Raw genomic sequence first — 12,452 nt, forward strand, 5'->3', positions numbered from 1 at the left:
ACACCCGCCCAGCCGATGTCCGTGACCACGGGGCCGATAACCGGCAGCAGCAAGGTGTACCGAGACCTCGACGGCCTACCCGGTTTGCGGGTGCCGTTCCGCCGGGTACACCTGACCAACGGGGAGCACTTCGACCTCTACGACACCTCCGGCCCGTACACCGACCCCGACGCGGTGATCGACCTGCACCGCGGGCTGCCGGCCCGGCCGGGCGTGGCGCGTGACCGCGGCACCCAGCTGCAGCGGGCCCGCGCCGGGGAGATCACTCCCGAGATGGCGTTCGTCGCCGCCCGCGAGGGCATGCCCGCCGAGCTGGTGCGCGACGAGGTCGCCCGCGGCCGCGCGGTGATCCCGGCCAACCACAACCACCCGGAAAGCGAGCCGATGATCATCGGCAAGGCGTTCGCGGTCAAGGTCAACGCCAACATCGGCAACTCGGCGGTGACCTCCTCGATCGCCGAGGAGGTCGACAAGATGGTGTGGGCCACCCGCTGGGGGGCGGACACCGTGATGGACCTGTCCACCGGCAAGGACATCCACGAAACCCGGGAGTGGATCCTGCGCAACTCGCCGGTGCCGGTCGGTACCGTGCCGATCTATCAGGCGGTGGAAAAGGTCAACGGGGACCCCACCAAGCTGACGTGGGAACTCTACCGCGACACCGTGATCGAGCAGTGCGAGCAGGGCGTCGACTACATGACCGTGCACGCCGGGGTGCTGCTGCGCTACATCCCGCTGACCGCCAAGCGCGTGACCGGCATCGTGTCCCGGGGCGGGTCGATCATGGCGGCCTGGTGTTTGGCGCACCATCAAGAGTCGTTCCTTTACACCCATTTCGAGGAGCTCGCCGATATCTTCGCCCGCTACGACGTCACCTTCTCCCTCGGCGACGGGCTGCGGCCCGGATCGATCGCCGACGCGAACGACGCCGCCCAGTTCGCTGAGCTGCGCACCCTGGGGGAGCTGACCAAGATCGCGAAAGCCCGTGGCGCACAGGTCATGATCGAAGGCCCGGGGCACATCCCGATGCACAAGATCGTCGAGAACGTTCGGCTGGAAGAGGAGTGGTGCGAGGAAGCGCCGTTCTACACCCTGGGCCCGCTGGCCACCGACATCGCCCCGGCCTATGACCACATCACCTCGGCGATCGGCGCGGCCATCATCGCCCAGGCCGGCACGGCCATGCTGTGCTACGTGACTCCCAAGGAGCATCTGGGATTGCCGGACCGCAAGGACGTCAAAGACGGGGTGATCGCCTACAAGATCGCCGCCCACGCCGCCGACCTGGCCAAAGGGCATCCGCGCGCGCAACAGCGCGATGACGCATTGAGTCAGGCGCGCTTCGAGTTTCGTTGGAATGACCAGTTCGCGCTCTCGCTGGACCCGGACACCGCGCGCGAGTTCCACGACGAGACGCTGCCCGCCGAGCCCGCCAAGACCGCGCACTTCTGCTCGATGTGCGGACCGAAGTTCTGCTCCATGCGCATCACCCAGGATGTCCGCGACTACGCTGCCGCGCACGGCCTGGAGACGGAAGAAGACATTGAAACCGTACTGGCGCAGGGCATGGCGGAAAAGTCGCGGGAGTTTGCCGAGCATGGCAACCGGGTGTATCTGCCGGTGACGTGAGTTATCTGCCGCTGCCGCGCCGTGGTGAGACGCCGGTGCGGGTGCTGACGATCGCCGGCTCGGACTCGGGAGGGGGCGCCGGGCTGCAGGCCGATGTCCGCAGCTGCACGCTGCTGGGGGTGCACGCCCTTTGTGCGGTGGTTGCGGTCACGGTGCAGAACTCATGGGGCGTCAAGGGTTTTCACAAGGTTCCTGGCGACGTCATCGCGGCCCAGATCGAGGCCGTGTGTGACGACATCGGGTTGCAGGCCGCCAAGACCGGCATGCTGGCGTCGGGCGAGATCGTCGTGGCCGTCGCTAAAGCCTGGCGTGATCACGGGCCGGATGCGCCGCTGGTTGTCGACCCGGTGTGCGCGTCGATGCACGGGGATCCGCTGCTGCATCCGAGTGCGCTGGATTCGCTTCGTGCGGAGCTGTTTCCGCTTGCCACACTGGTGACGCCCAACCTGCACGAGGTACGGCTGCTGGTAGACGTCGAGGTCATCGACTCGAAATCACAGCGAGAAGCGGCCCGGGCGCTGCATGCGCTGGGGCCGCGATGGGTCCTGGTGAAGGGCGGACATTTGCCGTCGTCACAGATCAGCACCGACGTGCTGTTCGACGGCAGGGACTTTCACGAGTTCCAGGCCTCGCGGGTGAGCACCATCCACGATCACGGCGCCGGTGACACGCTGGCAACCGCGGTGGCCTGTGCGCTTGCCCACGGGTTCACGGTCCCGGACGCGGTCGGCTTCGGCAAGCGGTGGGTGACCGAATGCCTGCGCGCCGCCTACCCTCTGGGCCATGGCCACGGCCCGGTGTCGCCGCTGTTCCGGCTGATCCCGCAATGATCCTCGACCAGATCGCCGGTGTCGCGCACTACCCTGCGGGTGCCTCTCCCGGTCGGGCAACAACTCGCCCGCAAGGACCCGCAAAAGGAGTAGTGGCGTTAACCCATGGTGCCGGCGGCAGCAGGGAATCCCCACTGCTGCGACAGCTCTGTGACGAGTGGGCCCGCCGTGGCTGGCTGGCGGTGCGCTATAACCTGCCCTACCGGCGCCGCAGGCCCACCGGGCCGCCGTCCGGATCGGGGGCCGGCGATCGGGCCGGGATCGTCGAGGCGATCGCCGTGTGCCGTGGCTTGGCCGCCGGACCGCTGATCGTCGGCGGCCATTCTTACGGCGGCCGCCAAACCTCCATGGTGGTGGCCACGGGCGAAGCGGAGGTGGAGCTGTTGACGCTGCTCTCCTACCCGGTGCATCCGCCCGGTCACCCGGAACGCGCCCGCACCGAGCACCTGCCGGGCATCACCGTGCCGACAGTGTTCGTCCATGGGTCGTCGGACCCGTTTGGCACCCTCGACGAAGTACGCGCCGCCGCAGCGTTGATTGCCGCCCCGACCGAGGTCGTCGAGGTCGCCGGCGCGCGCCACGACCTGGGTTCGAAGACCCTGGACGTGGCCGCGCTCGCCGTCGATGCGGCGCTGCGGCTGCTGGGATGACGCCGGGTCGAACTCCGCCACGCCGGCAGCTCCCTCTGCTCGGTACCGCGGGGTACAGTATCGTCAACCCGTGGACTCATCGCCCTATGACGCCATCATCGTGGGCGCCGGCTTCGGCGGCATCGGCGCGGCGATCCAGCTGAACCGGCTCGGCTACGACAACCTCGTCATCCTCGAGCGCGAGGCCGACCTCGGTGGGACCTGGCACGTCAACCGCTATCCCGGTCTGGCCGTCGACATCCCGTCGACCACCTATTCCTACTGGTTTGAGCCCAATCCGTACTGGTCACGGCTGTTCGCGCCGGGTCCCGAACTCAAGCGCTACGCCGAACACGTCGCCGACAAATACGACGTGCGCCACTACATGCGGTTCAACACGGCGGTGGAAGCTGCCCGCTGGGACGAGGACGCCCAGCTGTGGCTGGTCGCGCTGGCCGGCGGTGAAACGCTGAGTGCACGTATCCTGATCACCGCGACCGGCTTCCTGTCCCAGCCGCACACCCCCGACATCCCGGGTATCGCCAGCTTCTCCGGCAAGGTCGTCCACACCACCGCGTGGGACGACGGCTACAGCTTCCAAGGCCGCCGCGTCGGGCTCATCGGCACCGGCGCCACCGCCGTACAACTGGTCCCCGAACTGGCTAAACAGGCCGCCGACCTCACGGTTTACCAGCGCACGGCGATCCATGTGGTGCCCAAGATCGACTTCGCCATCCCGGTATGGCTGCAGCGGGTGTTCGCCCGGGTCCCACCGGTGCACCGCGCATTTCGCTGGGTTACCGACACCCTCTTCGAGTTGATGACGGTGACCGGTGTGCTGCACTACCGGCAGTTTCGCCGGCTGAACATTGCCGCAGCGGATCTGGCCAAGATCAACCGGTTCATTCACATCCGCGACAAGGAGTTGCGGCGCAAGCTGACTCCCGATTACGACTTCGGCTGCAAGCGGCCTACCTGGTCCAACAGCTACTACCGGGCTTTCACCAAACCGCACGTGCATCTGCAGACCAACGCGATCCTGCGGATCGAGCCGGACGGGATCGTCACCGCCGACGGGCACAAGACCGTGATCGACACTTTGGTGCTGGCCACCGGATTCGATTTATGGGAGGCCAACTTCCCGGCCTTCGAAATCGTTGGGCGGGAAGGCCGAAATCTGGGAAAGTGGTGGCGCGAGAATCGGTTCCAGGCCTACCAGGGTCTGTCCATCCCGTATTTTCCAAACTACCTGAGCTTGGCCAGCCCCTACGGCTTTTCCGGACTGTCATTCTTCAACACCATGGAATACCAGATGCGGCACATGGACCGGCTGTTGGGTGAGGTAAAACGAAGGGGAGCAACCGTATTCGAGGTAACCGAGGAAGCCAACGCCCGCTTCCTGGACCGGGTGACCAAACTTCTGGACGACTCGGTGTTCTACGCCGGTGACTGTGCCACGTCGCGATCTTACTATTTCAACCGCAGCGGTGAGGCTGCGCTGCTGCGGCCCACGTCGACGCGCAACGCGGTGCGCGAAGGCTCGACCTTCCCGTTGAGTGATTACGCATTTGCGTAAGTGAACGCCTCGCTTACGTGCGGTTCGACACGGTGAAACCGAAACCCAAACTGCGCAACGGGACGCTATATGAGTGGGTCAGCAAAACAGGCACGGCGCGACGGTCGGCGGATCACAGCCGCACCTATGGGCGCATCGGTGCGCGGTTGCGTTTATCGTGTGGCGGAACGCCGTTGACCCCGGTGATGGACTGGGCGTAGGTTCCGACGGCAAACGCGACGCCGGAACCCATGACGGCCAGGGCGTCACGGTTAATGTTGTCAACCGTGTCACGGGCGTTGTGGTAGTTGGGGTCGAAGGCGGCCCCGGGCTTGCCGCCCCACAGCCGGGCCTGCGCGGCGGTTTTCTGTTGCGACGCGCCAGTGGTCATGCCGCCGATCGGCACACCTGCTATCAGAAATGGCCGGTAGTCGGCTTTGGTGGTCAACGGCATGTCGGCGGGCCGCTTGCCGGCCAGGTTCAAATAGCCCGCCAGGGTCCGTTCGATACCGGCCGAGCCCTCGGGCACGTCTTGGGGCGCAACACCGGAGCCCGGGGGACCGGACTGGTCGCCGTCGTCGGTGAAGAACCCCGCATTGGGTGAGCCCAGCATGTCGAAGTTCAGGTACAGCGCGATGTCGTTGAGCTGGCTGCGGTTCAAACCGAACACATAGTCCAGGGAGCCATTGATGCCCTCCTCCTCGGCGCCCCAGAACGCGAACCGGACCGCGTTGGTCACCGCCGGCTTCGGGCCCAGCTGCAGCGCCGTCTCCAGCACCGCGGCCACCCCCGACCCGTTGTCGTTGATGCCCGGGCTATCGTGGGCGCTGTCGAGGTGCGCACCGACCATCACCACATCCGTTGTCGAGCCGGTCTTGGTTTGTGCCAATACGTTTCGGGAGGTGATCTTGATGGTTTCGGTGTCCAGGATGAGCCGGACCGGTCCGCTGGCGTGCCGCAGGGCGCTGCCACCGTCGATGCCGACAACCGCGACCGGAACGGTGAGCTGATTGTAGTAGCCGGGGTTGAACAGTTTGGGTGGCGCGCCGCGGCTGCCGGGTTCACTGACCACGACCAACGCAATGGCCCCCTTGGCCACCGCTGCGTTCTGTTTGTCGACGACGGAGCAGTTGGTGTCGTCGGTCACGGCGATCGCGTTTTTGGCCGCAGCGCTTCGGTAATCGCTCGCGGCGCACCCGGATGGCCGCGCGGGCAGCACCACCGGCCCGTCAAGGCCCCCGGGTGGGGTGCGCACCAGCAGCGAAGCCTGATCCACGGGATAGCTGCGGCCATCGACGCTGACCATTGGCTTTCCCGGCGACGCGGTATACAACCGGTCGAACTGCGGCGTGGAAACCTCGAATCCCTTACCGCGTAGCGTTTTCACCACATAGTCAACGCTGGCGTCATAACCGGGCGTGCCCTCGGCGCGGTTTCCCTTGTTGGTGTTGGCGATGTCCTGTAAGGCACGCAAATGTGTGGCCATCGCATCCGCAGTCACCTTGGCGGCCAGGGCGTAACCCAGGCCGGCCGGAGCTGTCGACGGCCCAGCATGCGACGCGCATGCCGTCACCAGCGCAGCCAGCGCCAGCGCCACCGCACCCGGCCGAGTGATCATCACTTGGTGAGCACGTGTCTGGTACGGTCCTCCCGGGGCGGAACGCCGTTGCGGCCGCTGAGATCCTGGGCGTACAACCCGACCGCGTAGGCGGCGCCGCCACCGAGGATGCCAAGCGGTGTGCGGTCGATGTGGTCGAGGGTGTCGGTCTTCTTGTGATAGTTGGGGTCGAACGGCTCGTCAGCGGTTCCGCCCCAGAGCTTGGCTTGTTCTGCAGACTTCTTCGCCTCCGCGCCGGAGAACAGCCCCCCGGAGGGAATGCCCGCCACGGTGAATCCGTCGTAGTCCGAACGACCGTCAAAGGCGGTGTCCTGCGCGACCTTACCCGCCGACTTCAGATAGGCGACAAGTGTGCGCTCGATACCGGCTGAGCCTTCGGGCACCACCGGCTCACCACGCTGGTCCGGTGGCATCGACAGGTCACCGTCATAGGTGAAATAGCCGGGGTTGGGCGAGGCCAGCATGTCGAAATTCAGATATAGCGCAATGTCTTTGAGCGCCTCGACGTCGAGCGATTCGACGTATTTGCGTGACCCGATGAGCCCGAGTTCCTCCGCGCCCCAGAAACCGAATCGCACCGCGTTGTGCACCCGTGGTGAGCTGCCCAGCTGCACCGCGGTTTCCAGCACAGCAGCGACCCCAGAGCCGTCGTCGTTGATGCCCGGCCCCTCGGGCACGCTGTCCAGGTGCGCCCCCGCCATCACCACGTCGGACGTCGACCCGGTCTTGGTCTGGGCGATCACATTGCGGGCCTGAAACGTTTGGGTGCTCGCGTTGAGTTTGACGGTGGTGGGCCCGGGGTGTGCGCGCAACTGGGCTCCGTCGGCTCTGGTGACACTGACCACCGGGATCTTGACGTCAGAGTTCTCGCCCAGGGTGCCGCCCATCTCCTTCTCGTCGACGTTGTCGGCGACGATCAACGCCACCGCGCCGCGCTGCGCCGCGGCCTCCTCCTTCTGGAGAAACGGGCAGGTGCCGCGGTCGACCAGCACGACCGCGCCGCGCACCGGCAGCCCGTCGTAGTCGGACGCGGTGCAACCCGGGCTGTCCTCGACGGGCGCGGCCACCAGCGGGCCACTCACCCCCGCGGCCGGGGTAGCGGGGCTGAACTCCAGCGCACGCGCGTCCAGGGTTTTGTCGGCGACGGTTACCGAGCCTTTCTCCGCGTGAAACACCCGGGCCTGAAACTCCGGGGTCTGCACGTCGAAACCGGCGCCCCGCAGGGTTTTCACCACATAGTCGACGGTGGCGTCATAGCCCGGGGTGCCCACCGCTCGGGTGCCGTTGTTGGCGTTGGCGATGTCTTGCAGTTTCGACAAGTGCGCCATCATGGCGTCGGTGCTGACCCGGTTGCGCAACGCGGTGGCGAAGTCGGCGGCAGCCGCTTTTTCCGTGACCGGCCGCGACGGCACGGACCGATCAACACAGCCAGCGGCCAGAAACACGGTGACCGCGACCGCGGTGACCGTCCTCAGCGTCGTTCTCGAGTTTTTCACCATCGGGCCCAGGTTAGACGCCACCGCTGAGTCGGTCAGACATCTCGCCGATCAACGCACCTCAGGCGGCTTCCGGCTACCGCGGCCAACCCGGCCAAGGGCGGTTGATCCGTCTTACATGCCCTGGACGGCAGTGGACGTGATGATGGTGAAGGACGAGGTCCGGATTCTGGGTGATTAACCCCCTTTGATGGCGCTCACGATCACGATCGCTCAGCGGGCTGAGCGCACGGAGCACACGATTAGCTCGGCGACGGCCCGCATTCCGGTGGCGTTGGGGTGATACGGGGCCGGGCGCCACGGCAGCGGCCACCCCGCACCCGTGGTCCACGGGTCTGTCGACCAGGCGTGGTGCTCCCGGCTGGCTTGTCCGGCCCGCACGATCTCACAGCCGGTTGCTTCCGCCGCCGCGGCGGTGAGCTCCTCCAGGCGGGCAGCGACATGACGGCCCAGGTCGGCGTCCGCCTGTGAAAGCGGCGGAGCCGGCACACCCGCCGGTGGCAGCAGGGTGAGATAGTCGACGAACAACACCCGGGCCCGTGACGCTCGCCGGCGGACCGTTGCTCCGATCTCACGCAGCGAGTCACCGACCCGACCGAGCGCCTCCTCGCGAGCACGTGGATCCAGCAAAGCGGCGATCGCCGGCAGCATGCGGGCAGGCCGCGGTAGGGAGGCGGCCAGCAGCAGCGGGACGTAGCCGACGTCGTTGCCGCCGATGGTGATCGTCACCAAGGCTTCGGAGCCGTCGAGCGCATCGATCTGCGGTGGGGCGCCCCGCTGCCGAGCGGCGAGCAGATGAGCTGTCGTCGCACCGGAGAAGGTCACATCGACCAGGTCGAGGTTCAATCGAGCGGCGACCAGGTGAGCGTAGTTGCGCGCCGAGCGGCCCGAGCCCCACGGCGCACCCGGGGCCCGGGGCCGGATACCGGGACCGGCGGCCATCGAACTACCCAGCGCCACATAACGATTTGTGGACGCTTCACCTCGTTCAGCGCCCGGCCGATTTGTGGACGCTTCACCTCGTTCAGCGCCCGGCCGATTTGTGGACGCTTCACCTCGTTCAGCGCCCGGCCGTTTTGTGGACGCTTCACCTCGTTCAGCGCCCGGCCGATTTGTCATCGGGCCGGGCTGGACGCCTGGGCCCAAAACCGCTTCGGAATCCGCCCGGCCCGGCGGGCCAGGTAGCCGGCGTGGACGGCGGCTGCCATGGCGGCGGCCATCGCGGGCGGATCGGCGGCGCGGGTCACCGCACTTGCCAACAACACCGCGTCGCACCCCAGTTCCATCGCTAGCGCCGCGTCACTGGCGGTGCCGATCCCCGCATCGAGCACCACCGGCACGCCGGCCCGGGCGACGATCATCTCGATGTTGTGCGGGTTGGCGATGCCCAGCCCGGTGCCGATCGGCGAGCCCAGCGGCATCACCGCCGCGCATCCGGTGTCTTCCAACCGCCGCGCCAGCGCGGGATCGTCGTTGGTGTAGGGCAGCACCACGAAGCCATCGTCCACCAATAGCTCTGCGGCCCGCACCAATTCCACCGCGTCGGGCAGCAGGGTGCGCTCGTCGGCGATCACCTCGAGTTTGACCCAGTCGGTGTGCAGCGCCTCCCGGGCCAGCTGCGCGGTCAGCACCGCCTCGGCCGCGCTCCGGCAGCCCGCGGTGTTGGGCAGCGGCGTGATCCCGAGCCGGCCCAGCAGCTCGAGCATGCCGGTGCCGCCCTCGGCGTCGACGCGGCGCATGGCGACGGTGGTCAGCTCGGTGCCCGAGGCGATCAACGCCTGTTCCAGCACTGCCAGGTTGCTTGCTCCCCCGGTGCCCAGGATCAGTCGGGAAGTGAAGCTGCGCCCGGCGATCGTCAGCTTGTCCTCGTTGCCGCTAGCCACCCTGCACCGCCGTCACCACCTCGAGGCGTGCGCCGTCGAACAGGGTTATCGCCCAATCCGACCGCGGCAGCACGGCCTGATTCAGCGCCACCGCGATGCCCCCCTCGGGGTAGCCCAGCAACCGGAGCAGCCCGGCGACGGTGGTCATCTCGTCAACTTCGACCCGTTGGTCGTTGACCATCACGATCATCGATGCGTTCCCACTGAAACGAGTTCGGACACAATCTGTTCGGCGGTCCACGGTGCCAGCAGAAAACCGGAGCGGCCATGGCCGGCGGCGACCAGGGTGCGGGCGTCCAACCGCTGCACCAGCGGAAGGTTATCCGGGGTCATCGGGCGCAGCCCGGCGGCGCATTCAGCCAGCTCATACTCTCCTAGCCCGGGCAGCACCGCGCAGGCGTCGTCGAGCAGGTCACGCACACCCAAGACGGTTGGCGCGGTGTCGCGGCCATGCTCATACTGGGTGGCACCGACAACCATCCCGTCGGCACGGGGCACCAAGTAGACTTGCCGCCCGTGGACTCGGGCGCGAATTACCCGCTGCGGCACCGGCATAGCGCCTTTTCGCCAGCGCAGCCGTAGCGCCTCACCCTTCACCGGCCGAATCGGCAGGCCGGGCCACAACGCCGGTGCGTCGATACCATTGGCGATCACGACCGCGTCAGCGTCGACTAAAGACAGGTCGGCTACCGGTGGCGCCCACGTGACGGCGAGCCGCTCGCAGGCCATGCTCAGCGCCTCAAGCACCGCACGGTTATCCACCGCGAGTTCGGTGGGAGCCCGAAAGCCGTGCCGGATGCCTGGGGCCAGCAGTGGCTCCACATCCCGGGCGGATGACTCCCAAATCACCGGGTGACCTTGGGCGGACAACCAGTCCGCGACCGTCCGCAGATCGGCGATATCGGCGGAGTCGACGCCCACCACCAGCGACTCGCGGGCGGCGATGACCTGCGGCGGGAGCCCTTCTAGAAAGCGGCCTTGGCGCCACAGCCGCAGCGACTCCAGCCCCAGGCGCAGCAGTCGCTCTTCACCAGGCCACCCCTCGCTGTGCGGGGCCAGCATGCCGCCCGCCACCCAGGAGGCACCGTGCTCGCCGGTGCGATGCACCCGCACCGACCAGCCGGCCTGGGCGGCCCGGCGCGCCACCGACAACCCGATGACACCCCCGCCGATCACAGCCAAAGACCCCGCCGAGTCCGCTGGCACTGTCTGCTCCCTTCGCCGGCATGATCCGGATCAGGTGTGACGGTAAGGGCAGGTGGCTCGCGCCCAGTGTGCCCACTCTCAGCCCCGCACGTGTTCGATGGCCCGGGACTCCCGTGACAAGCTTTTCTTCTCCTGTTGCTTTTCCGCGTTCCACGCTAGCGGCTACCGTCACGGTGTGCACGACGGCATCGCTCGGTCCACTGCCCGCCGAGCCAACGCTCCCGTACCCCCTCGCGCCGGGGCGCGGTCCGGATCGTCGCCGGGCGGGTCCGCGCCGAGCCGCATCGTCGCCGGGGCACGCGCCCGTCTCGCGGCCGCCCGGTTGTATCTGTGCACCGATGCCCGTCGCGACCGTGGTGACCTGGCCGAGTTCGCCGACGCCGCACTGGCCGGCGGGGTGGACATCATTCAACTGCGCGACAAGGGCTCGGTAGGGGAGCGGCGGTTCGGCCCCCTGGAGGCGTGCGACGAGCTGGCCGCGTTGCAGGTCCTCGCCGAGGCCGCCGGGCGCTACGGTGCCCTGGTGGCGGTCAACGACCGCGCTGACATCGCCCGCGCCGCGGGCGCCGAGGTGCTGCATTTAGGCCAGGGTGACCTGCCACTGCAGGTGGCGAGGGAAATCGTCGGGCCGGGCACGCTGATCGGCCGCTCCACCCATGACCCCGCCCAGGTGGCGCGCGCGGTGAGCGAGGACGTCGATTACTTCACCGTCGGCCCCTGCTGGCCCACACCGACCAAGCCGGGCCGCCCCGCGACGGGCCTGGATCTGATTCGCACCGCCGCCAGGCTCGCCGGGCCCAAGCCGTGGTTCGCCATCGGCGGCATCGACGCCCGGCGGCTACCCCAGGTGCTCGAGGCCGGTGCCCGCCGGATTGTGGTGGTGCGAGCGATCACCACGGCCGAGGATCCGCGGGCCGCCGCGGAAACGCTCAGTGCAGCGCTTGCAGCAGCGAGCTAATCCGGGGACTCAGCCGTGACGGCGGCCGATCCTCGTCGGGCACACACCAGACGAATACCCCCGCCTCGATTTCCACGGTGCGCGGCAGGTGCCGGCGCCGTTCGTCGCCGGGGCGCAGTGGCACGAACACGGGTGCGGCCCGCAGCCGCCGCCAACTCGCCGCTAATCCGGGGTGCAGCGGTAAGTCAGCCACCTCGTTCTCGCCCACCCAGCGCAGCTCGGCGCTTTCCCGGTTGGGCACTGCGCACAGCGGCTCGTCTGCGTCGGCGACGACCGTGGTGTAGGTCCAGCACGTACCGTCGGCTGCGGGAACTTCGGCAGTGACCACGGCCGCGCGCACCCGGATCCGGTCGGTGGGCAGACCGGTTTCCTCGCGGGCTTCACGCACGGCGGCCTGTTCGGCGGTCTCGTGGCTGTCCCGGGCGCCACCCGGAAGACCCCAGGTGCCACCCTGATGGCTCCACGGCGCCCGGTGCTGAAGCAACACCGCCGGCGTGCCGTCGGGCCGTGGCGCCCGCAGCAGCAGACCCGCCGCCCCGTAGCGGCCCCAGTACGCAACCCCGGTGTGCGAGAACGCCCATCCATCACCGTCGCCGAGCACGCCGCCCACAATACGGCCCCCGGCGACCCTCGGGCACGGCGTGAGCC

General features: G+C 67.9%; 12 protein-coding genes and 1 riboswitch. Of the genes, 5 read left to right on the top strand and 7 right to left on the bottom strand.

Annotated features, from left to right (window positions below):
* Positions 1 to 15: 15 nt before the first annotated feature.
* From thiC to MSM1_RS09055, 4 genes are all read left to right on the top strand, one after another.
* A complete protein-coding gene (thiC, locus tag MSM1_RS09040; protein WP_374101700.1) occupies positions 16 to 1,629 on the top strand; it encodes a phosphomethylpyrimidine synthase ThiC in 1,614 nt (537 codons plus the stop codon).
* Positions 1,626 to 2,459, top strand: a complete 834-nt coding sequence (gene thiD / locus MSM1_RS09045) for a bifunctional hydroxymethylpyrimidine kinase/phosphomethylpyrimidine kinase (RefSeq protein WP_213441126.1) — start codon at positions 1,626 to 1,628, stop codon at positions 2,457 to 2,459. The genes thiC and thiD overlap by 4 nt, the downstream gene beginning before the upstream one ends.
* On the top strand, positions 2,456 to 3,109 hold the full coding sequence (locus MSM1_RS09050) for an alpha/beta family hydrolase (protein ID WP_213441127.1): 654 nt from the start codon (positions 2,456 to 2,458) through the stop codon (positions 3,107 to 3,109). Before thiD ends, MSM1_RS09050 begins: the two co-directional genes overlap by 4 nt.
* Before the next feature lie 70 nt (positions 3,110 to 3,179).
* Positions 3,180 to 4,664 (top strand): NAD(P)/FAD-dependent oxidoreductase, encoded by a 1,485-nt coding sequence (locus MSM1_RS09055; protein ID WP_213441128.1) that lies wholly within the window; start codon positions 3,180 to 3,182, stop codon positions 4,662 to 4,664.
* 124 nt (positions 4,665 to 4,788) lie between these two features.
* Here MSM1_RS09055 and MSM1_RS09060 read toward each other — a convergent pair whose 3' ends face one another.
* From MSM1_RS09060 to thiO, 6 genes are all read right to left on the bottom strand, one after another.
* On the bottom strand, positions 4,789 to 6,261 hold the full coding sequence (locus tag MSM1_RS09060; protein ID WP_213441129.1) for a M28 family peptidase: 1,473 nt from the start codon (positions 6,259 to 6,261) through the stop codon (positions 4,789 to 4,791).
* Positions 6,261 to 7,760, bottom strand: a complete 1,500-nt coding sequence (locus MSM1_RS09065; protein WP_213441130.1) for a M28 family metallopeptidase — start codon at positions 7,758 to 7,760, stop codon at positions 6,261 to 6,263. Before MSM1_RS09065 ends, MSM1_RS09060 begins: the two co-directional genes overlap by 1 nt.
* 210 nt (positions 7,761 to 7,970) lie before the next feature.
* Positions 7,971 to 8,717 (bottom strand): SGNH/GDSL hydrolase family protein, encoded by a 747-nt coding sequence (locus tag MSM1_RS09070; RefSeq protein WP_307857314.1) that lies wholly within the window; start codon positions 8,715 to 8,717, stop codon positions 7,971 to 7,973.
* Between the two features lie 155 nt (positions 8,718 to 8,872).
* Positions 8,873 to 9,640 carry a thiazole synthase gene (locus tag MSM1_RS09075; RefSeq protein WP_213441131.1) on the bottom strand — a complete coding sequence of 256 codons (768 nt, stop codon included), beginning with the start codon at positions 9,638 to 9,640 and terminating at the stop codon, positions 8,873 to 8,875.
* A complete protein-coding gene (thiS, locus tag MSM1_RS09080; protein WP_213441132.1) occupies positions 9,633 to 9,830 on the bottom strand; it encodes a sulfur carrier protein ThiS in 198 nt (65 codons plus the stop codon). Before thiS ends, MSM1_RS09075 begins: the two co-directional genes overlap by 8 nt.
* Entirely contained in the window at positions 9,827 to 10,846 is a 1,020-nt protein-coding gene (gene thiO / locus MSM1_RS09085) for a glycine oxidase ThiO (RefSeq protein WP_213441133.1), read from the bottom strand. Before thiO ends, thiS begins: the two co-directional genes overlap by 4 nt.
* A riboswitch (TPP riboswitch) is annotated at positions 10,837 to 10,971 on the bottom strand. (Overlaps the previous gene by 10 nt.)
* A 158-nt stretch (positions 10,972 to 11,129) precedes the next feature.
* Between thiO and thiE the strand changes: the two genes are divergently transcribed.
* On the top strand, positions 11,130 to 11,804 hold the full coding sequence (gene thiE / locus MSM1_RS09090; RefSeq protein ID WP_213441637.1) for a thiamine phosphate synthase: 675 nt from the start codon (positions 11,130 to 11,132) through the stop codon (positions 11,802 to 11,804).
* Here the strand turns inward: thiE and MSM1_RS09095 are convergent.
* Entirely contained in the window at positions 11,776 to 12,405 is a 630-nt protein-coding gene (locus MSM1_RS09095; protein ID WP_213441134.1) for an NUDIX hydrolase, read from the bottom strand. The two genes, thiE and MSM1_RS09095, sit on opposite strands and share 29 nt — an antisense overlap.
* Positions 12,406 to 12,452: the final 47 nt, after the last annotated feature.

Source organism: Mycobacterium sp. SM1, from assembly GCF_018361265.1.
Lineage (GTDB): Bacteria > Actinomycetota > Actinomycetes > Mycobacteriales > Mycobacteriaceae > Mycobacterium.